Below are 19,101 nucleotides of genomic sequence, written 5' to 3' on the forward strand. Positions count from 1 at the left end.
ATTCTCGCCAGCGCCCGATCTTATGTGTCCTTATACGCAGCAGCCGCTGGTTGCCGGTTGCGGCCCACAGCAGGCCGCCGCCTTGCTGTTTTCCTCTGCCAGCCAGCGGTCGCGCGGCTTGCAGCTTGCCGGTCGCGGCGAAAGCGTAACGTGAATGGCGCCGGCACGGAGAACCGGCATCGCCGCGCAATAGAGCTGCACTGGGCGCACGCCGTCGCTGACTTCGAAGGTGAGCTTCGCCGAGCCGTCCAATTGCACGTAGTCGGTAACCTTGCGGATGATCGCCTGAAACTTGCCTGCCGGCATATGCGTGCGGTCACCCTCATCGATATCCCAGAGCTGGATGAAGATCTCCATCCAGGCCTCGGGATTGGCGCCGCAATCGAGGCCGGAGAATTGGCCCGCCTTGACCTCGGTGATATGATAGCCCGGCTTCACCGGCCAGCCGTCGTAATAGAAAACCAGCGGCGCATCCTTTTCACCGGCGAGCGTTTTGAGCAGCAGGCCGAGACTGATGTCGTCCTCTTGAATTTTTCCGTTGTCGATCGCGTTCATATCGGCTAATCCTCATTTCAATAGTTCAAGGATCATTGAAATATGGACCAACGTCAAGCCCTCGCCGCATTCAGCGCGCTTTCGCAGGAAACGCGCCTGCATATCATCCGCATGCTCGTAGTCTCAGGCCCCGATGGCATGGCGGCGGGCTCGATCGCGGACAAGGCGGAGGTTTCGCCATCCAATATCTCCTTCCACCTGAAGGAGCTCGAACGCTCGGGCCTGATCACGCAGCAGCGCGAATCCCGCTCGATCATCTACACCGCCAATTACGAGGCGCTCGGCGGCCTGATCCGTTTCCTGATGGAGGATTGCTGCGGTGGAAACCCTAAGATCTGCGCGCCGGCTGCTGCCGTCGCCGCATGCTGTGCACCTGCAACCAAGGAGGAACTGCAATGACCACAGACCGCGTTTATAACGTGCTTTTTCTCTGCACTGCCAATTCATCCCGCTCGATCCTGGCGGAATCCATCCTGGAGACCGAAGGCAAGGGCCGGTTCAAGGCCTATTCGGCCGGCAGCCAGCCGAAGGGCGAGGTCAATCCTCTGGCACTGAAGGAACTGCAGGCGCTCGGTTATCCCGCAACCGGCTTCCGCTCGAAGAGCTGGGACGAGTTCGCCGAGCCTGGTGCGCCGGAGATGGATTTCATCTTCACCGTCTGCGACACCGCCCATGGCGAAGCCTGCCCGGTCTGGATTGGCCATCCGATGACTGCCCATTGGGGCGTCGAGGACCCGGCTGCGGTCGAGGGCAGTGAGGTCGAGAAAGGCCGCGCCTTCGCGCAGGCCGCCCGCTTCCTCAAGAACCGCATCATGGCCTTCCTCAGCCTGCCGCTAACGTCGATCGACAAGCTGGCGCTGGAATCGCACCTGCGTCAGATCGGCGCCATGGAAGGCACCACCGCAAAACCGGCAACGGCCGACTGATGGCGCCCTTCGATCTGCCGCGCCGTCTGGTCGCTGAGGCCCTCGGCACCGCCATGCTGGTCGCGACCGTCGTCGGATCCGGCATCATGGCGACATCATTGACCGAGGATACGGGACTTGCCCTGCTCGGCAACACGCTGGCGACCGGCGCCATCCTGGTGGTGCTGATCACCGTGCTCGGGCCGATCTCCGGCGCCCACTTCAACCCGGCGGTCTCGCTGATCTTTGCGATGTCGCGCGCGCTGGCAAAACGCGATCTCGCCGGCTATATCGCCGCGCAAATCTTCGGCGGCATCGTCGGGACCGTCGTCGCTCATCTGATGTTTGCCTTGCCGCTTCTGGAAATGTCGAGCAAGATGCGCACCGGCGGCGCGCAATGGTTTTCGGAAGGCGTTGCCACTTTCGGCCTGGTCGCGATCATCCTCGCCGGCATCAAGTTTGAGCAGAAGGCGGTGCCGTGGCTGGTTGGGCTCTATATCACCGCCGCCTACTGGTTCACCGCCTCGACCTCCTTCGCCAATCCTGCCGTCGCTTTGGCCCGCTCGCTGACCGACACCTTCTCCGGCATTCGCCCAGTCGATCTTCCAGGCTTCTGGATCGCTGAAATCACAGGCGCGGTCGCAGCGCTTTTCCTGTTCACCTGGCTGCTGCAGCCAGGCCCTTATCAACGCTATCGTCAGAGGCAAAACAATGAACGTCACCATCTACCACAACCCGGCATGCGGCACCTCCCGCAACACGCTGGCGATGATCCGCAATGCCGGCATCGAACCTGATATCATCGACTATCTGGAAAACCCGCCGTCACGTCAGGAGCTGGCCGGGATGATTGCCGATGCCGGCCTCACCGTGCGCGATGCCATTCGCCAAAAGGACACGCCCTACGCCGAACTTGGCCTCGACAATCCCGATCTGAGCGACGATCAGCTTCTCGACGCGATGCTCGCGCAGCCGATCCTGATCAACCGGCCCTTCGTCGTCACGCCGCTCGGCACGCGCCTGTCGCGGCCGTCGGAACTTGTCCTCGAAATCCTGCCGGAAACGCATCGGGGCGCCTTCACCAAGGAAGACGGCGAGCAGGTGCTCGATGCCGGAGGCAAGCGCATTGTCTGATCTGCCTGCCGTATCGTCGATGCATCTGCGTCAACCGGATATGGATGCGCTCAGGCCGGCATTCTCGACGCACAAGCCGCGCATCCTGATCCTTTATGGCTCGTTGCGAGCAGTGTCCTACAGCCGCTTCCTCGCGCAGGAGGCCGCGCGGCTGCTCGAATATTTCGGCTGCGAAGTGCACATCTTCAACCCGGAGGGTCTGCCGCTGCCTGATGCGGCGCCGGCGAGCCACCCAAAAGTTCAGGAGCTGCGCGAATTGTCAGCGTGGTCTGAAGGCCAGGTGTGGGTCAGCCCCGAACGTCATGGCGCGATGACCGGCATCATGAAAGCGCAGATCGACTGGATTCCATTGTCGGTCGGTTCGGTCCGGCCGACGCAAGGCAAGACGCTGGCGGTGATGCAGGTCTCCGGCGGCTCCCAGTCCTTCAATGCGGTAAATCAGCTCCGCATCCTTGGACGATGGATGCGGATGATCGCAATTCCCAATCAGTCCTCGGTTGCCAAAGCTTTCCAAGAATTCGACGCGGACGGCCGTATGAAACCCTCGTCCTACTATGACCGCGTCGTCGACGTCTGCGAGGAACTGGTGAAATTCACACTGTTGACCCGGGATGCCTCGAACTATCTCACCAACCGTTACAGCGAGCGGAAGGAAGAAGTCGAAAAGCTCGAGCAGCGCGTGAGCCTCCGATCCCTATGACAATCGTCGGCACCGAACGACCGCCGGTAGCGGCCATCGCCGCACTCGGGCTGACGCAGATCATCGGTTATGGATCGCTCTATTACAGCTTCAGCATTCTCGCCCCCGACATGGCCCGTGATCTGGGCTGGTCATCGGAATGGATCTTCGGCGCGCTCTCTGTGGCACTTCTGATCGGCGGTCTGGCCGCACCTCTCATGGGCACGTGGATCGATCGCTTCGGCGCCGGCAGGATCATGACATCGGGCTCGGCGATTGCCGCCGCCGCCCTCGTCGCCTGCGCCTTTGCGCCGGGAAAGATCGCTTTCGTCGCGGCATTGATCGGCATCGAGATCGCCTCGAACCTGGTGCAATATGGCGCAGCCTTCGCCCTGCTGGTGCAGATCAGGCCGCAGGTCGCCCAGCGCAGCATTACTTATCTGACCCTGATCGCCGGCTTCGCCTCGACCATCTTCTGGCCGATCACCACGGCGCTGCATGCGCATCTCTCATGGCAGAACGTCTATCTGATCTTCGCGGCGCTCAATCTCGTGGTCTGCCTCCCCATTCATGCCTGGCTCTCGCATGGCGTCAACCAAACCAGGAGACGGACCGGAGACGAGGCTGCAAAACGCGTCGAGCCGAGCCTTCCGCCGTCGGTGCGCAGGCCCGCCTTTATCCTGATGGTGACTGGCTTTGCTCTGGAAAGCTTCGTGAACTCGGCGCTTCTGGTTCACATGGTGCCCGTAATGTCGGCACTCGGCCTCGGCGCCATGGCGGTGGTGGTCGGAACGCTCTTCGGCCCGTCACAGGTGCTGAGCCGCCTCATCAACATGGTCTTTGGCGAGAGCTTGTCGCAAGTGATGCTGGCGATCATCTGCGCCATCCTGCTGCCGACAGCCCTTGTCATCCTCATTGCCACCGCACCCTCGGTGCCCGGTGCGCTACTCTTCGCCGTCGTCTTCGGTCTCGGCTCTGGCCTTAACAGCATCGTCTACGGAACCTTGCCGCTCGCGCTCTTCGGAAGCGACGGCTACGGCCGGCGGCAAGGACAAATCATGTCGGTCCGTCTCGTCGTCTCCTCGATGGCGCCGTTCGCGCTTGCCTTCCTGATGGGCAATCTCGGCGTATCATGGTCGCTGTCGATTGCTGCATTGCTCAGCACCGTCGCCGTTGCCGCATTCTTCGCCATCATGCGGCTGACGCGCCCGGTTGCCCGGCTGGAAACTGTTCCCAATCCCGGAGAAGCTTGAGCGCATTCATCAGGACAGGCGCTACTTGACGACGGCCGAGCCCTTGACGATGTCGATCGTCTCGCCGCCGTCGAGCCCGATGCGGTCGCCGTCGGGCGTCGTCATGAAGCAGCCGGAGGCACAGAGGTTTTCCGAAGCGCCGGCATCGACGACGACCTCGACGCGCTGGCCGCTCTCGGTGATGACGAGCACGACGGCGGCTGGATCGGTGTTGGTGATGGATGCCGCTTCAGCCGCGGGTGCGACAAGCAGCGGGATAAGCAGAACGGCGGCAAATCTTGCCATCATGTGCGGCGGCGCTGGCGCGCCCTCCCCTCGAACGATCGGTGCTGCCCCCGGCAGCGATCCCGATAGTGGAGATCATGCACATATAGCTGTGAATGATGGCTGAATGACCCGTTCAGCCTTTCCGATTACCGTCTGCCGTCTTGCTTCGCAACTGCCGAACCGGCTGCTCTTCCTCCTCCATGGGCGTGTCCGCCGAGTTTTCCTGCTCGTTGGGTTGATCCCTAGCCGCATCGGCAAGCGCGGGACGAGCCTCTCGATGTATGGTAAGATCGGTCTGTGGCAGTGGGATCTCGATGCCCTCGGCCTTGAAGCGCTTAAGGATCTCGATCCTGAGATTGTTGCGCACCGCCATGCCGTCACCCATGTCGGCGAGGAAGAAACGCAGCTCGAAATCCAGCGAATAGGGCCCGAAGCGCAGGAATTCGACATGCGGCTCCGGATTGCGCATGACCAGCGGTATCTTGGCCGTCAGTTCCAGCAGGATGTCCATCACCTGCTGCGGATCGGCGTTGTAGGCGACGGAAACCGGAATTTCCGAGCGGCCGATCTTGTTACGGTGCGTCCAGTTGCCGACGAGGCCGTTGATCAACTCCGAATTCGGCACGATAATCGACTGCTTGCGGAAGGTCTCGATCTCCGTGGCGCGCACCGAAATGCGTTTGACGATGCCTTCGGCCGTGCCGGAAACGACATGGTCGCCGACCTTGAACGGCCGTTCGACGAGCAGGATCAGGCCGGAGACGAAGTTGGAGACGATGTTCTGCAGGCCGAAACCGATGCCGACCGAAAGTGCGGAGGCAACGAGCGCGAAGCTCGACAGGTCGATGCCGGCCGCCGAAACACCGATGATCGCCGCGATGCCGACGCCGAGATAGCCGATACCCGTCTTCACCGAATTGCGCACGCCGAGATCGACATGGCTTCTGGCCATCACATTGCCGTCGAGCCAGCGCTGCAGCCAGCGCGTCAGCAGGTAGACGCCGGCAAACAAGAGGATGCCGGTGCAGATGCCGAGCAGCGAGATGCTGATACCGCCGAGCCTGACCTCGGTGAACAGCCTGTAGGCAAGAATCTGCAGGTCTTGCACATGGAAGCCCCAGAGCAGCAGGATCAGCGGGATGCCGACGAGAAGCGCCACCGCATAGATGGCAAGGCCGACGACCAGGCCGGCCTGGTCGATCGCCACCGGCCCGAGCTTGAAGCGGCGTGTCAGGAAGCGCGCGAAGAAAGTATCGCCGAAGCTTTCCTGCCTTGATATCGCCTTGCCGGAAAGCAGGCCGACATACATGGTGACGACGACGGCGCCGGTAATGATGAGCTGCGTGGCGACGAAGCGCGCGAGCCCGACATACCCGGTCAGCGCGGTGAGGATGAGGCCGGCGCCGACGACCCGCAGGATGATCGCCATGCCGCGCGGCCAATGCCGGCCCGGCGCGTCGGGATCGCCGTTCTTCGCCAGCATCGGTTTGCCGAACGAGACCGAGATCAGGATCAGGCCGATGATAAGCGCGGCGATCAGGCTTCTGACCACGGTCAGCACCAGCGGCGAGCCCATCGCCTCGCCGATCGTGCCGAACAGATAGTCGAGCGCGTTGACGATCGCCATCGCCAGCAAGCAGTAGCCGATCGAGCGCGCGCCGAGATTGGAAAGCCGAACGAGGCGCCAGCGCGGTTCGTGCGGCGCGAAGATGGCATTGACGAAGCGGCCGACGAAATAGACGAGGCCGATCGCCCCGAACAGCGCACCGATGACAGGTGCGATATCGGGCCTCAGCACATTGAACCCGTTAAGGAAAAAGAACGAGGTGACGAGCAGCACCGAGAGCGCCAGCGTGCGGATCAACGTCGACCAGAAGGCGATAGACAGCCGGCCGATATAGGACGGGTTCTCGACAGCCTCGTCGCGGCGCAGGTAGGAGCCGAACAGCCGATAACTGCCGGAGAGCAGGATCAGTGCCGAGGCGAGCGACAGGAAGATCGCGGCAAACATCGGGAAACGCTTGAATTTCCAGACGAAAGCGGCCCAGCTCGACAGGGCCTGCGAGAATTCGCGGGCCTCATGCACGAAGGCGCTGCCGGCATCGTCGAGCACCGAGACTGAAATCTCGGTGCGCCTGAGCAGCGTATCGGCAAACAGCCGCCGCCGCATCTCGGTGATCTCGTTGACGAGCTTCGTCACCGTGATCGACAGGTTTTCGGCGTCACCCGTCAGCGCATTGATCTGCGCGCGTTCGGCGGCGAGCGCGTTGCGCTCCTGGGTGACGATCTCGGCTTCCGGCGGCTGCCCGTCCTTCGGCGGATCACCGAGCTCGGCAAGCCGGTTCTTGATCTGGTCGAAACGCGGCCTGAGATTGACCGATATGGTGATGACGGCGCGGCTGAGTTCATCGGCCTTGGTCGCAAGCCCGACGAGGGCATCGTCATTGTCGGCATTCTGCTTGACGCCGTCCTGAAGCGCCGTCAGCTGGACCTTCGCCTTGTCGATCTCCTTCGTCGCCTGGTCGAGCGGGCTATCGGCGAGCGGCGCCTGCGCCGCCGCCGATGCCTGCGGCTCCTGTGCGAAGGCCGCAGCACCCTTGAAATGCGCGCCGGCGACCGCCAGCGTCAGCAGAAGAATGGTGCGAAGCAGGATCGGTCTCAGCCGCAAAAGCGCCTCCGGGAAAGGTTGTCGTCGGAATAGAATGCCAGCTTGTCCTAGTAAAGAAAGGCGACAGAAAGGCGGAAACTCTCTGGAAACCGTCAGAAACCGGCATCGGGCCGGGAGAGATAGTCGCATTCCTCAGCCGTCGACTCGCGTCCAAGCATGGCATTGCGGTGCGGAAAGCGGCCATAGGCGGCGATCACGTCGCGGTGGCGGATTGCATAATCGAGGTATTCCTCGTCGCCAAGCGCGGTGAACAGCGCCACCGATCGCTCCTGCTCCCCAAGATTCTCGGCATGTTCGAAGGGCATGTAGAAAAAGGTGCGGCATGCGGCTTCGACCGCCCGGTCGGCGCCGGCGGCCAGCGCGAGCTTGGCTTCTCTCAGCGCCAGCCCGTCAGTCGCAACGGCAAGCGCGGTGCCGCGATAGATGTTGCGGGGGAACTGGTCGAGCACGATGACAGCCGCCAGCCGGCTCTCCGCATCCGCCCTCCATTCGGCGCCAACATCCGCGGCTAAGGCCAGATGGGTATCGCGGAAGCCTTCGCGGATTTCCACGTCGAGGTCAGGCGTCGCGCGGAACCACAGATCCCGACCGCATCTGACGAACCAAAAGTCATAGACTTCTTTCGGTGAGCGGATCGTCGTCATGTTTCCCCTTCCCTGGCGTTAGGCTTGATGATGCGGCGTCTGTAAGCTATTGTAGATATAGGGTAAACGGCGTGCCGCAAGGCCCCCTCATCCGGCTGCCGCCACCTTCTCCCCGCTGGGGAGAAGAGATTCGCGGCGACGTCTCCTTCCCCCTTCTCCTCTTGGGGAGAAGGTGCCCGTAGGGCGGATGAGGGGGCCACACGGCACACCCTAGGCTGCACTTTCTACTTCCCCTCATGCAACGAAAACACCAGCGTCGCCCTGGTTCCGTCGTGGCCGGGGTCATAGGCGAAATCCGATTTCAGGCTGGCGGCCATGGCCGTCAGGATGCGTGTACCAAGGCCGGTTCCCCTGGCCGGGCTCGACGGATCGAAACCGGCGCCGTCATCCTCGACGATGACGCGCAATGCCCCGTCCGTCTGGTCGACGATGACGCGGATCTCGCCCGGCACGCTGTCCGGATAAGCATATTTGAAGGCATTGGTGACGAGCTCGCTGACGATCAGCCCGAGCGTGATCACCTTGTCGGTTGCCAGATTGACCGGCTGCGCGGTAAGCACGATGCGGTGCGGCCGCTTGTCGTCGCGCATCGAGGTTTCGAGTTCGGTCAGCAGGCTGTTCAGATATTCGTCGACCTGCACCGAGCCGACCTGCCGGTTGGTATAGAGCCGGCGGTGCACGCTGGCGATGGCGTTGATGCGCATCTGCGTTTCGTGCAGCGCGTCGATCGCCACCTGATCCGCGGTCATCGAGGATTGCATGCGGATCAGCGCGCCGACGAGGCCGAGGCTGTTGGCGATGCGGTGATTGACTTCGGCAAGCAGCATTTCGGCAAGGTCGCGCTGCTGGCGGATCACCTCCTGCGCCTGCGCCGTCTCGCGGCGAAACCGCGCCCGCTCCAGCGCCTGTTCGAGGGCGGCGGCGAGCAAGTCGAAATAATCGGCTGAGATCCCCTTCAGCATGTAATCATCGGCGCCGGCCTTCAGCGCGGCGACCGCAATGCTGGTATCGTCCGAACCCGTCGCATAGATGACCGGTGGGTGATCCGGCATCGCCGTGATGCAGGGCAGGATATCGAGGCCGGTTTCGCCCGCCAGGAGATGATCGAGCACGACGGCGTCGATCCCGCCTTCGCCGAGTCTCGCAAGGCCGGCAGCGCCGCTCTCGGCCCACTCGACCGAAAAGCCGCGCCGGAGCAGGTTCTTCTGCATCAGCAGGGCAAGCCCCTCGTCGTCGTCGATATAGAGGATGTGGATCAGGTCATCCGCATCGCCGCTAGAATTGCTCATTCGGTCTCCCGGCGTTCTCTCGCAGCGACGACCGCCCGCAAGCGTCCGAGTCGTCCGCATGGCAATGTCGTATTGCATCGGCCGCCTGGGGTAAACAGCGGTTATCCCTCGCTCTTGTCGCAGGCGGCGCGGAAGGGGGATGTCGGGGAGCCGGCATTTTCAGAACATGATCCTGGCTTGGGGAGGAACCCTATGGAAGCCGTTGAAGGGAGATGGGAAAACGAAAAACCTGAAATGAGATGCATGAACGCCGAGCGGCCCGATTGGTTCCGCGGATAAGCTAATTTTTCTGGAATTTCCGATGGCCGGATACTTCGGCCCCTGCCCCTGCCGGCAATTGCAGAAAACGCAGCGACGAGACGACGCCGATCACGCCGATCACGATGAAAGCCCAGCGGAAATCGCCAAGGACCGGATTGTCGGCGCCCCTGAAAGCCGAGGCAATGTTGAGCACGGCCGCCGCCACTGCCACGCCGAGCAGCATCGATACCTGCTGCAGCATGCTCGACAGCGTTGAGGCCGAGCTTCGCTGCGCCGGGCCGATATCGGCGAAGGCGAGTGTGTTCAAAGCGGTGAATTCCATCGACCGCGACAGGCCGGCGAGGAAAAGCAGCGCATGAATGAAAAACGGCGGCGTCTCCGGCGAGAGGAAACCGCAGCCGACGATTGAAAGCGCCGCGATCAGCCCGTTGACCCCAAGCACGGTGCGAAAACCGAAGAAGCGCAGCAGCGGCGTCGTCACCGCCTTCATGCTGAAATTGCCGAGGAAATAGACGAGCAGATAGGTGCCGGCGGCAATCGAGCTCAGGCCGAAGCCGAGCTGGAAGAGCAGAGGCAGCAAGAACGGCGTCGCATTGATCGCCATCCGGCAGGCCGTGCCCGCCGACAGCGTCGACATCGAGAAGGTCTGGATGCGGAAGGCCGAAAGATCGAGCAACGGATTGTCGACGGCGAGGAAATGCCGCGTCGCCATGACTGACAGCACGATGCCCGCCGCCAGCATTGATAGGATGGGCAAAAGCCCGCCGTCCCATTTGACCGAGAGTTCGAGGGCGGCGAGCAGGAAGGTCAGCCCGGCGGCGCTCAGCACAAAGCCCACGAGATCCAGCCGGCCGGGATTGGTCTCGCGCTGCTCCGGCACGAAACGCAGCACCAGCGCGATGCCGAGGATGCCGATCGGGATATTGATGAGGAAGTTCCAGTGCCAGCTGGCATAGGTGGTGATGAAACCGCCGAGCACCGGGCCGATTACCGGCGCCGTCAGTGCCGGCCAGGTGATCAGCGCGATCGCTTGGACGAGTTCCGACTTGCGGGCGTTTTTCAGCACGATGATGCGCCCGACCGGCGTCATCAGCGCGCTGCCCGCCCCCTGGACGGCGCGCCACAGCACAAATTCCGCGAGGCTGCCGGACAGCCCGCAGAACAGCGAGGCGCCGGTGAAGACGGCGATCGACATCAGGAAGATGCGGCGCGCGCCGAACCGATCGCCGAGCCAGCCGGACAGCGGAATGAAGGCGGCCATCGTCAGCATGTAGACAGTGATGCCGATGCTCATCGACACCGGCTGCACGCCAAAGCTCGCCGCCATCTGCGGCAGCGAGGTGGTGACGATCGTGCCGTCGAGGATCTGCATGAAGAAGGAAACGGCAACGACCAGCGCCACGATCTTCGCCTGGCGGCCGCCTGCGGCCTCGTGCCCATTCTCGCTCGTCTCTGCCGTGGTCATCGATCTGCCAATGAAAATTCCGGATGACGCGGCAGGGAAACGGGAAGGAAGCCGATCGGAGATCTGCCGCGCGGGGGACACGCGGACATGGAAAGCCGCGCACTGGCTGAATACGCCCGTTGCAGCCGGCCGGAAAGGCTAAATCTCGCACTGCGCAGGAATATTCCCGATACCAAGCGGCCTCCACCCAGAAAGGATTCAAGAAAAAGGCCCCACCGAAGCGAGGCCAAGCTTGAACCGCTCCGGGGAAAAACAGGAGCGGCGTGCAGTCCATACCGTGCGATCGATGTCGCAGCGAGGCCAGATGTCGCTGCAGCGGTACGCTCGCCAAAGAATTTTTCGCGATCTGCCGAAAAAGATCGGCTCCCCAAACTATCTGCCCATGGGACGCAACACCTGTCGCATTGCAACAACGATTGGCGCTTGCAATGTTTGTAAAAATAGATATCACTAAACATATTGCTAAACATGATGATTGAGGAGTTCATGTGAGCATTCTCTGAAGTGGGTGAACATGCGACGCCGGCGGGGAGCCGGCCCTTGGTTCTGGGAGGAACTTATGCAGAAAACATCGAAAGCCCTTTTCGGGCTGGCCACGGCATTCGTCATGTCGTCGGCATTGCCCAATCTCGCCAAAGCCGATGAACTGACGCTGTGCTGGGCTGCATGGGACCCCGCCAATGCGCTGGTCGAGCTGTCGAAGGATTTCACCGCCAAGACCGGCACGCAGATGAAGTTCGAATTCGTTCCCTGGACGAGTTACGCCGACCGCTTCCTCAACGAGCTGAATTCGCATGGCAAGCTCTGCGATCTCATCATCGGCGACAGCCAGTGGATCGGCGGCTCGGCCGAGAACGGCCACTACGTTAAGCTCAACGACTTCTTCGACAAGGAAGGCATCAAGATGGATGACTTCGTGCCGGCGACGGTCGTCGGTTACTCGGAATGGCCGAAGAACACCCCGAACTACTGGGCGCTGCCCGCCATGGGTGACGTCGTCGGCTGGACCTACCGCAAGGACTGGTTCGAGAAGCCGGAACTGCAGAAGGAATTCAAGGAGAAGTACGGCCACGATCTCGCAGCCCCGAAGACCTACGACGAGCTGAAGCAGATCGCCGAGTTCTTCCAGAAGCGTCAGATCGACGGCAAGACCGTCTACGGCGCCTCGATCTATACCGAGCGCGGCTCCGAAGGCATCACCATGGGCGTGACCAACGTGCTTTACGACTGGGGCTTCCAGTATGAAAACCCGCAGAAGCCCTATGAGATGGAAGGCTTCGTCAACTCGGACGACGCGGTCAAGGGCCTCGAATTCTACAAGTCGCTCTATGATTGCTGCACCCCGCCCGGCAGCTCCAACGTCTACATGGTCGAATCCGCCGACGCCTTCAAATCCGGCCAGGTCGCCATGCAGATGAACTTCGCCTTCACCTGGCCCGGCCTCTACAAGGACGAGAAGGTCGGCGGCGACAGGATTGGCTTCTTCCCCAATCCGGCTGAAAAGGCGCACTTCGCCCAGCTCGGCGGCCAGGGCATATCGGTGGTCTCCTATTCCGACAAGCGCGACGCCGCCCTGCAATACATCAAATGGTTCGCACAGCCCGACGTGCAGGCCAAGTGGTGGGAACTTGGCGGTTTTTCATGCCTGAATTCCGTCGTCAACGCGCCGGGCTTTGCCAAGAGCCAGCCCTATGCCCAGGCCTTCCTGGACTCGATGGCGATCGTCAAGGACTTCTGGGCAGAGCCGAGCTACGCTTCGCTGCTGCAGGCCATGCAAAAGCGCGTCCATAACTACGTGGTCGCCGGCAACGGCACCGCCAAGGAAGCGCTCGACGGCCTGGTGAAGGACTGGGGTGACGTCTTCAAGGACGATGGCAAGATCTGACGCGTGGCATCCCTGATGCGCGCCATCCTCGACAGGATGGCGGCCCGGATCGGCAGACGAGCCGGGCCGCCAGATCTCTCATACCCAAAAAACCCCGTACCCCGAAAATACCAGGTGAAAACTTGACTATTTCCCATTCCTCCATCGTCGAGAAGGCGGCCGATGCGACCGCAAGGGCGACGCCCTCCTCGGTCGCCCGGCGCGTCCGCGGCCTCTCCGACAGGGCGATCGCCTGGCTGTTTATTGCGCCTGCCATCACCCTGCTCTTGGCGATCAATATCTTCCCACTGCTTTGGGCGGTCTATCTCTCCTTCACAAATTACCGCGCCAACCGGCCGAATGCGCCGGTCCTGGGCGTCGGCTTCGGAAATTACCAGCGCGTCCTCAACGATCCCGATATCTGGCAGGCGATGCAGACCACCGCGCATTTCGTCTTCTGGACGATCGTGCTGCAGACGGTGATCGGCTTTACGCTCGCCTATCTGATCGACCGCAAGTTTCGCGGCCATGCCTTCTGGACGACGATCATCCTGATCCCGATGATGCTGTCGCCTGCCGTGGTCGGCAATTTCTGGCGCTTTCTCTACGAGCCGCAGATCGGCCTTTTCGCCTATGCCGTGTCGCTGGTGTCAGGCATTCCGACATCGGATATCCAGATGCTCGGCAATGTCACACTGGCGCCCTGGGCGATCATCATCGTCGATACCTGGATGTGGACGCCCTATGTGATGCTGATCTGCCTGGCCGGCCTGCGCTCGATCCCCGACTATATCTATGAGGCCGCCGAGGTCGACCGTGCCTCGCCCTGGCGGCAGTTCTGGTCGATCACCGTGCCGATGGCCCTGCCCTTCATCATGCTCGCCGTGCTCTTCCGCGGCATCGAGAATTTCAAGATGTTCGACATGGTGACGCTGCTCACCGGCGGCGGGCCGGGCTCGGTCACCGAGGTCGCCTCGATCACGCTGAAACGCGCCGCCTTCGAAAGCTGGGCGACCGGCCGGGCCTCGGCCTTCGCCATCATCCTCTTCGTCGCGGTGTTCGGCCTCGCCAACATCTACGTCAAGGCATTGAACAAGGTGAAGCAACGATGAGCGCCGCCAACTCAGCCCATTCGGTCGTCGAACCGAGCCTGTCCAGCAAGCGCATCGCCGGCACCATCGTCGTCCTCTATGCGCTGATCACCCTCATCCCGCTCGTCTGGATCTTCCTGACCAGCATCAAGTCGCCGCCGGATTCGATCAGCTATCCCCCGAAGATCGTCTTCAGCCCGTCGCTCGAAGGTTATTGCAACCTGTTCACGACACGCACGCGGCAGACGCCTGATTATATCGCCTCGCTGCCGGCCCCGGTCGGCACCTGTGATGAGGTGACGCGCAAGCGCAACATGGTGATCGCCGGCCCGTCGAACTTCGTGCCGCGCTTCGTCAATTCGCTGGTGATCGCCTTCGGCTCGACCTTCCTTGCAGTCTTCCTCGGCACACTCGCCGCCTACGGATTCTCCCGCTTCAAGATCCCGCTCGCCGACGACCTGCTGTTCTTCATCCTGTCGACGCGCATGATGCCGCCGATCGCCGTCGCCATCCCGATCTACCTGATGTATCGCGAACTCGGCCTGTCGGACACGGCCTTGGGCATGATCCTGCTCTACACCGCCGTCAACGTCTCGCTCGCCGTCTGGCTGCTCAAGGGCTTCATCGACGAGATCCCGCGCGAATACGAGGAAGCGGCGATGATCGACGGCTATACCCGCCTTCAGGCCTTCCGCAAGGTCGTGCTGCCGCAGGCAACGACCGGCATTGCCGCCACCGCGATTTTCTGCCTGATCTTCGCCTGGAATGAATATGCCTTCGCCGCGCTTCTGACCTCGGGCGAGGCCCAGACCGCGCCACCCTTCATTCCGACGATCATCGGCGAAGGCGGCCAGGACTGGCCGGCGGTCGCTGCAGGAACGACGATCTTCCTGATCCCGATCCTGGTCTTCACCATTCTCTTGCGCAAGCAGCTGCTGCGCGGCATCACCTTCGGAGCCGTCCGCAAATGAGCCGTCTGATCGAAACATCAACCCCTGCCCCTCCGAAGCGGCCGTTCTTCCTGCGTCGCGGCCCGATGGAGACCATCGCCACAGTGCTGATCGGCCTCGGCTTCCTGATGCTGTTCCAGCCCTTCCTGCTGGTGCTCTACACCTATTCGCTGGTGACCCTGCTCATAGGCACCGTCATGTTCATCATCGTCTCAAAATTCCCGGAGTGAACCATGGCGGATATCCGGATCGAAAATCTCCGCAAGGAGTTCGGCAGCTTCGTCGCCGTCGAGGATTCGAGCTTCACCGTCCATGACGGCGAGTTCCTGGCGCTGCTCGGTCCATCAGGCTGCGGCAAGACCACAACGCTTCGCATGATCGCCGGCCTCGAGCTGCCGTCGAGCGGCAAGATCTATCTCGACGGCGAGGATGTCACCTTCAACCGCGCCAGCGCCCGCGACATCGCCTTCGTCTTCCAACTCTTCGCGCTCTACCCGCATATGAACGTGCGCAAGAACATCGGTTTCCCCTTGCTGTCGCAGGGCATGCCCAAGGCCGAAATCCGCCAGCGCGTCGAAGAGACCGCCCGCCTGCTGCAGATCGACCATATTCTAAACCGCTCGGTCTCCGGCCTTGCCGGCGGCGACCGGCAGCGCGTGGCGCTCGGCCGCGCCATCGTCCGGCGCCCGAAATGCTTCCTGATGGACGAGCCGCTCGGCACGCTGGACGCCGAGTTCCGCGAGATCATGGTCCATGAGCTGCGCGAACTGCACAATCGCATCCACGCCACCACCGTCTACGTCACCCATGACCAGCACGAGGCGATGGCGATGGCCGACAAGATTGCCGTGATGAACCATGGTGTCATCGAGCAATTCGGTACGCCGCAGGAAATCTACGCCAAGCCTGCGACTATGTATGTCGCCGATTTCATCGGCTCGCCGCCGATGAACTTCATGCGCTTCACCTCCGGCCTGAAAAGCGGCGACCGTTCCATCCTGCTCGACGGTGTCGATGTCGCCGTTCCCGAGATCCACCAGGACATGGCCGAAAGCGAGCTGGCGCTCGGCATCCGGCCGGAGCATATCCGCTTCAGCGACGCCTCGCGGCTGCGCGGCGCCGTCTACGGCAGTGAATATCTCGGCACCAACCAGGTCGTGGCTGTGGAAACCCCGGGTGGCCTGATCAAGGCCCGCGTTCCCGCCAATCGCAGCTTTCAGATTGGCGAAAGGGTCGGCCTCGAATTCAACCCGGCGAAACTCGCGCTCTTCGACTGCACGTCCGGCCGCGCGGTGCCATCCCAGCTTTATCAGGAGACCCGGCATGGCTGATGTCGTCCTCAGGAACCTCGCCAAGCGCTTCGGCGACACCCAGGCTTTGGCCGACCTCGATCTTTCGATCCGCGACGGCGAGTTCGTCGTGCTGCTCGGTCCCACCGGCGCCGGCAAGACCACGACGCTGCGGCTGATCGCCGGCCTCGAAAAGCCCGATAGCGGCGGCATCGAGATCGGCGGCCGCAATGTCGCCGCCGAAGCGCCGGCCGAACGCGACGTCGCCTTCGTCTTCCAGCAATATTCGCTCTATCCGCATATGACAGTTTACGAGAACCTCGCCTTCCCGCTGAAGGCGCCGGTCCGCAAGCTGAGTGCGGCGGAGATCGACCGGCGCGTGCGCGAAGTCGCGCGCATGGTCCGGATCGACCATAAGCTGGAGAACCGCTCGACACGCCTTTCCGGCGGCGAGATGCAGCGTGTCGCGATCGGCCGGGCGCTGGTGCGCAAGCCGGCGATCTATCTGATGGATGAACCGCTCTCCTCGCTCGACGCCAAGCTGCGCGCCGAACTGCGCCTGGAACTGAAGCGTATCCAGAAGGAACTCGGCTCGACGCTGCTCTATGTCACTCACGACCAGGTGGAAGCCATGACCATGGCCGACCGCATCGGCATCGTTGCCGAGGGACGGCTGATGCAGGTCGGAACACCGCGCGAGATCTACGGCAATCCCGCTAACCTGCATGTCGCCGCCCGCCTCGGGCAACCGCACATCAACCTGTTGCCGGCCGACCTGCTTCCCGGCGGCCAGCCGCCGGCCGGCACGAAAACCGTCGGCGCGCGCACCGAACATCTCGACATCATTGTCGGCAAGGATGCCAATGCCGAGATCGACTGGATCGAGCATCTGGGCGACCAGAACCATCTGCACATCAGGGCCGGCAATCACAAGCTCGTCACACTTGCAGATCCATATCTGGCGATCGCGCCGGGCGACCGGATCAACCTGACGCTGCGCGATCCGCTTTATTTCGATGCGGCTGGACAGCGCCTGTCCTGATCGGCAAACAGACATGATGACGGCATAAAAAACAAACAAACGGGTCTCAATCGATGAAACACTTCTTCAACCGCAGGGAAAACATCGTCACCGAAGCCTTGGACGGTCTGCTTCTGACGAGCAGCAAGGGTCGTCTTGCCCGCCTCGACAGCTTTCCCGACATCAAGGTGATCCTGCGCGCGGACTGGGACAAGTCGAAGGTGGCGATCATCTCAGGCGGCGGCGCCGGCCACGAGCCCTCCCATGCCGGCTTCGTCGGCAAAGGCATGCTGACCGCTGCCGTATCCGGCGAAATCTTCGCCTCGCCGAGCGTCGATGCCGTGCTGACGGCGATCCGCGCCGTGACCGGCGAAAAGGGCGCCCTGCTGATCGTCAAGAACTATACCGGCGACCGGCTGAATTTCGGCCTCGCCGCCGAAAAGGCGCGCGCCGAGGGCTTCGACGTCGAGATGGTCATCGTCGCCGACGATATCGCCATCCCCGGCATCAACCAGCCGCGCGGCGTCGCCGGCACGCTGTTCGTCCACAAGATCGCAGGCTATCACGCCGAAAGGGGCGAAGACCTGAAGACGGTGGCAAGCCAGGCCGCGGCTGCGGCCGGCGACATCGTCTCGCTCGGCATGTCGCTTTCCACCTGCAGCGTGCCGGGCCAGGCGCATGAGGACCGTCTCGGCGAAAGCGAAGGCGAACTCGGCCTCGGCATCCACGGCGAGCCCGGCGTCGAGCGCATCACCCTGCAGCCGGTCGCCGATATCGTCTCCACCATGGTGGCGCGCCTGTCGCCAACGCTGCGCGAAGGGGCAAGCCATGCCCTCCTCATCAACAATCTCGGCGCCGTGCCGCCACTCGAAATGACCGTCATCGCCAATGCCGTGCTGTCCTCACCGCTTGGCCACCGCGTCCGGCTGATCATCGGCCCGGCGCCGATGATGACCGCGCTCAATATGAACGGCTTCTCTTTGTCGCTGATCCGGATGGATGCCGCGCGTGAGGCAGCGCTAATGGCAGCGGTCGAGCCGCATGCCTGGATGCCGGCCGTCGAACGCCACGAGATCCAGATCATCGCCGCACCGAGAACATCAGCCGGCTTGAACGGCGCGAATGGTATGGCCGGAGAGAACAGCCGCAACCGGCGCCTGATCACGGCGCTCTGTGAGCATTTGATCTCCCAGGAAACCGAACTCAACCGCCTGGACGGCCGCGTCGGCGATGGCGATACCGGCTCGACGGTGGCGACGGGCGCCCGCAGCGTGCTGGCCCGCCTCGATACACTGCCGCTCGACCGGCCGGCCGCAACGCTTGCCTCGCTCGGCGATATCCTCGGCACCAGCATGGGCGGATCGAGCGGCGTGCTGCTGTCGATCTTCTTCACCGCCGCGGCAAAAGCGATGACTGAGAAGGCCGATATATCAGCCGCCCTTCTTGCCGGGCTCGACAGGATGACGTTCTATGGTGGAGCCGCAGTCGGCGACCGGACGATGGTCGATGCGCTGTCGCCGGCCCTGCAGGCGCTCGCATCCGGCGATGTCGCCGCCGCGGCAAGGGCCGCGGCAGCCGGCGCCGAATCGACGAAGACGATGATGAAGGCCAGAGCCGGACGCGCCTCCTATGTCGGCGAAAGGGATCTGGCCGGCGTTGCCGATCCGGGTGCCGTCGCGGTTGCCGGCGCGTTCGGCGTGGTGGCAAGCCTCGCCTGACCGGAGTAAAGTTTGAAAGCCCGCGGGAGGCGTGGCGACAGGGAGGAC

The 19,101-nt window shown here is 62.6% G+C and carries 18 protein-coding genes and 2 pseudogenes; 14 read left to right on the plus strand and 6 right to left on the minus strand.

Features of this window, described 5'->3' with window-relative positions:
- Window positions 1–30: 30 nt before the first annotated feature.
- Window positions 31–555 carry a DUF6428 family protein gene (locus tag V8P77_RS16065; protein WP_335913324.1) on the minus strand — a complete coding sequence of 175 codons (525 nt, stop codon included), beginning with the start codon at window positions 553–555 and terminating at the stop codon, window positions 31–33.
- A 42-nt stretch (window positions 556–597) separates the two neighbouring features.
- Here V8P77_RS16065 and V8P77_RS16070 point away from each other — a divergent pair, with 42 nt between their 5' ends.
- From V8P77_RS16070 to arsK, 6 genes and pseudogenes are all read left to right on the plus strand, one after another.
- Window positions 598–954, plus strand: coding sequence for an ArsR/SmtB family transcription factor (locus V8P77_RS16070; RefSeq protein WP_335913325.1), 357 nt, complete (start codon window positions 598–600; stop codon window positions 952–954).
- A complete protein-coding gene (locus V8P77_RS16075) occupies window positions 951–1,481 on the plus strand; it encodes an arsenate reductase ArsC (RefSeq protein WP_335913326.1) in 531 nt (176 codons plus the stop codon). Before V8P77_RS16070 ends, V8P77_RS16075 begins: the two co-directional genes overlap by 4 nt.
- Window positions 1,481–2,175 (plus strand): annotated as a pseudogene (locus V8P77_RS16080) (MIP/aquaporin family protein). Before V8P77_RS16075 ends, V8P77_RS16080 begins: the two are co-directional and overlap by 1 nt.
- Complete coding sequence (gene arsC, locus V8P77_RS16085) at window positions 2,172–2,594, plus strand: arsenate reductase (glutaredoxin) (protein ID WP_335913327.1); 423 nt, start codon at window positions 2,172–2,174, stop codon at window positions 2,592–2,594. The pseudogene V8P77_RS16080 and the gene arsC overlap by 4 nt, the downstream one beginning before the upstream one ends.
- The gene (arsH, locus tag V8P77_RS16090) at window positions 2,569–3,294 is read left to right on the plus strand and encodes an arsenical resistance protein ArsH (protein WP_335913328.1); all 726 of its coding nucleotides are present in this window, start codon (window positions 2,569–2,571) and stop codon (window positions 3,292–3,294) included. The genes arsC and arsH overlap by 26 nt, the downstream gene beginning before the upstream one ends.
- Window positions 3,291–4,526 (plus strand): arsenite efflux MFS transporter ArsK, encoded by a 1,236-nt coding sequence (gene arsK, locus V8P77_RS16095; protein ID WP_335913329.1) that lies wholly within the window; start codon window positions 3,291–3,293, stop codon window positions 4,524–4,526. The genes arsH and arsK overlap by 4 nt, the downstream gene beginning before the upstream one ends.
- A gap of 21 nt (window positions 4,527–4,547) precedes the next feature.
- Here arsK and V8P77_RS16100 read toward each other — a convergent pair whose 3' ends face one another.
- The 3 genes from V8P77_RS16100 to V8P77_RS16110 all read right to left on the minus strand — a co-directional run bounded on the left by V8P77_RS16100 (window position 4,548) and on the right by V8P77_RS16110 (window position 8,105).
- Window positions 4,548–4,814, minus strand: a complete 267-nt coding sequence (locus tag V8P77_RS16100) for a hypothetical protein (protein ID WP_335913330.1) — start codon at window positions 4,812–4,814, stop codon at window positions 4,548–4,550.
- Between the two features lie 112 nt (window positions 4,815–4,926).
- Window positions 4,927–7,461, minus strand: coding sequence for a mechanosensitive ion channel family protein (locus tag V8P77_RS16105; RefSeq protein WP_335913331.1), 2,535 nt, complete (start codon window positions 7,459–7,461; stop codon window positions 4,927–4,929).
- 92 nt (window positions 7,462–7,553) lie between these two features.
- A complete protein-coding gene (locus V8P77_RS16110; protein WP_335913332.1) occupies window positions 7,554–8,105 on the minus strand; it encodes a DUF924 family protein in 552 nt (183 codons plus the stop codon).
- 81 nt (window positions 8,106–8,186) lie between these two features.
- Here V8P77_RS16110 and V8P77_RS34900 point away from each other — a divergent pair.
- Window positions 8,187–8,303: pseudogene (locus V8P77_RS34900) on the plus strand (endonuclease domain-containing protein); the annotation flags it as partial.
- A 26-nt stretch (window positions 8,304–8,329) separates the two neighbouring features.
- Here the strand turns inward: V8P77_RS34900 and V8P77_RS16115 are convergent.
- Entirely contained in the window at window positions 8,330–9,394 is a 1,065-nt protein-coding gene (locus V8P77_RS16115) for a sensor histidine kinase (RefSeq protein ID WP_335913333.1), read from the minus strand.
- Between the two features lie 280 nt (window positions 9,395–9,674).
- On the minus strand, window positions 9,675–11,120 hold the full coding sequence (locus tag V8P77_RS16120; protein ID WP_335913334.1) for an MFS transporter: 1,446 nt from the start codon (window positions 11,118–11,120) through the stop codon (window positions 9,675–9,677).
- Window positions 11,121–11,679: 559 nt separating this feature from the next.
- On the opposite strand from V8P77_RS16120, the gene V8P77_RS16125 reads away from it, so the two are divergent.
- The 7 genes from V8P77_RS16125 to V8P77_RS16155 all read left to right on the plus strand — a co-directional run bounded on the left by V8P77_RS16125 (window position 11,680) and on the right by V8P77_RS16155 (window position 19,053).
- A complete protein-coding gene (locus tag V8P77_RS16125) occupies window positions 11,680–13,005 on the plus strand; it encodes an ABC transporter substrate-binding protein (protein WP_335913335.1) in 1,326 nt (441 codons plus the stop codon).
- A 122-nt stretch (window positions 13,006–13,127) separates the two neighbouring features.
- Window positions 13,128–14,096, plus strand: coding sequence for a carbohydrate ABC transporter permease (locus V8P77_RS16130; protein ID WP_222289111.1), 969 nt, complete (start codon window positions 13,128–13,130; stop codon window positions 14,094–14,096).
- Window positions 14,093–15,046 carry a carbohydrate ABC transporter permease gene (locus V8P77_RS16135; RefSeq protein ID WP_335913336.1) on the plus strand — a complete coding sequence of 318 codons (954 nt, stop codon included), beginning with the start codon at window positions 14,093–14,095 and terminating at the stop codon, window positions 15,044–15,046. The genes V8P77_RS16130 and V8P77_RS16135 overlap by 4 nt, the downstream gene beginning before the upstream one ends.
- Entirely contained in the window at window positions 15,043–15,255 is a 213-nt protein-coding gene (locus tag V8P77_RS16140) for a hypothetical protein (RefSeq protein ID WP_335913337.1), read from the plus strand. The genes V8P77_RS16135 and V8P77_RS16140 overlap by 4 nt, the downstream gene beginning before the upstream one ends.
- Window positions 15,256–15,258: 3 nt before the next feature.
- Window positions 15,259–16,356, plus strand: coding sequence for an ABC transporter ATP-binding protein (locus V8P77_RS16145; RefSeq protein ID WP_335913338.1), 1,098 nt, complete (start codon window positions 15,259–15,261; stop codon window positions 16,354–16,356).
- Window positions 16,349–17,356 (plus strand): ABC transporter ATP-binding protein, encoded by a 1,008-nt coding sequence (locus V8P77_RS16150; RefSeq protein WP_335913339.1) that lies wholly within the window; start codon window positions 16,349–16,351, stop codon window positions 17,354–17,356. Before V8P77_RS16145 ends, V8P77_RS16150 begins: the two co-directional genes overlap by 8 nt.
- 53 nt (window positions 17,357–17,409) lie before the next feature.
- Window positions 17,410–19,053, plus strand: coding sequence for a dihydroxyacetone kinase subunit DhaK (locus V8P77_RS16155; protein WP_335913340.1), 1,644 nt, complete (start codon window positions 17,410–17,412; stop codon window positions 19,051–19,053).
- Window positions 19,054–19,101: the final 48 nt, after the last annotated feature.

Source organism: Rhizobium aouanii (genome assembly GCF_037002925.1).
GTDB lineage: Bacteria > Pseudomonadota > Alphaproteobacteria > Rhizobiales > Rhizobiaceae > Rhizobium > Rhizobium aouanii.

Excerpts from the sequence above, each read along its gene's own strand:
- V8P77_RS16140 (WP_335913337.1), top strand. The coding sequence starts at position 15,043 with ATGAGCCGTCTGATCGAAACATCAACCCCTGCCCCTCCGAAGCGGCCG.
- V8P77_RS16075 (WP_335913326.1), top strand. The coding sequence starts at position 951 with ATGACCACAGACCGCGTTTATAACGTGCTTTTTCTCTGCACTGCCAAT.
- V8P77_RS16115 (WP_335913333.1), bottom strand. The coding sequence starts at position 9,394 with ATGAGCAATTCTAGCGGCGATGCGGATGACCTGATCCACATCCTCTAT.
- V8P77_RS16145 (WP_335913338.1), top strand. The coding sequence starts at position 15,259 with ATGGCGGATATCCGGATCGAAAATCTCCGCAAGGAGTTCGGCAGCTTC.
- V8P77_RS16100 (WP_335913330.1), bottom strand. The coding sequence starts at position 4,814 with ATGATGGCAAGATTTGCCGCCGTTCTGCTTATCCCGCTGCTTGTCGCA.
- V8P77_RS16135 (WP_335913336.1), top strand. The coding sequence starts at position 14,093 with ATGAGCGCCGCCAACTCAGCCCATTCGGTCGTCGAACCGAGCCTGTCC.
- V8P77_RS16150 (WP_335913339.1), top strand. The coding sequence starts at position 16,349 with ATGGCTGATGTCGTCCTCAGGAACCTCGCCAAGCGCTTCGGCGACACC.
- arsK (WP_335913329.1), top strand. The coding sequence starts at position 3,291 with ATGACAATCGTCGGCACCGAACGACCGCCGGTAGCGGCCATCGCCGCA.
- V8P77_RS16110 (WP_335913332.1), bottom strand. The coding sequence starts at position 8,105 with ATGACGACGATCCGCTCACCGAAAGAAGTCTATGACTTTTGGTTCGTC.
- V8P77_RS16155 (WP_335913340.1), top strand. The coding sequence starts at position 17,410 with ATGAAACACTTCTTCAACCGCAGGGAAAACATCGTCACCGAAGCCTTG.
- arsH (WP_335913328.1), top strand. The coding sequence starts at position 2,569 with ATGCCGGAGGCAAGCGCATTGTCTGATCTGCCTGCCGTATCGTCGATG.
- arsC (WP_335913327.1), top strand. The coding sequence starts at position 2,172 with ATGAACGTCACCATCTACCACAACCCGGCATGCGGCACCTCCCGCAAC.
- V8P77_RS16120 (WP_335913334.1), bottom strand. The coding sequence starts at position 11,120 with ATGACCACGGCAGAGACGAGCGAGAATGGGCACGAGGCCGCAGGCGGC.
- V8P77_RS16065 (WP_335913324.1), bottom strand. The coding sequence starts at position 555 with ATGAACGCGATCGACAACGGAAAAATTCAAGAGGACGACATCAGTCTC.
- V8P77_RS16070 (WP_335913325.1), top strand. The coding sequence starts at position 598 with ATGGACCAACGTCAAGCCCTCGCCGCATTCAGCGCGCTTTCGCAGGAA.
- V8P77_RS16125 (WP_335913335.1), top strand. The coding sequence starts at position 11,680 with ATGCAGAAAACATCGAAAGCCCTTTTCGGGCTGGCCACGGCATTCGTC.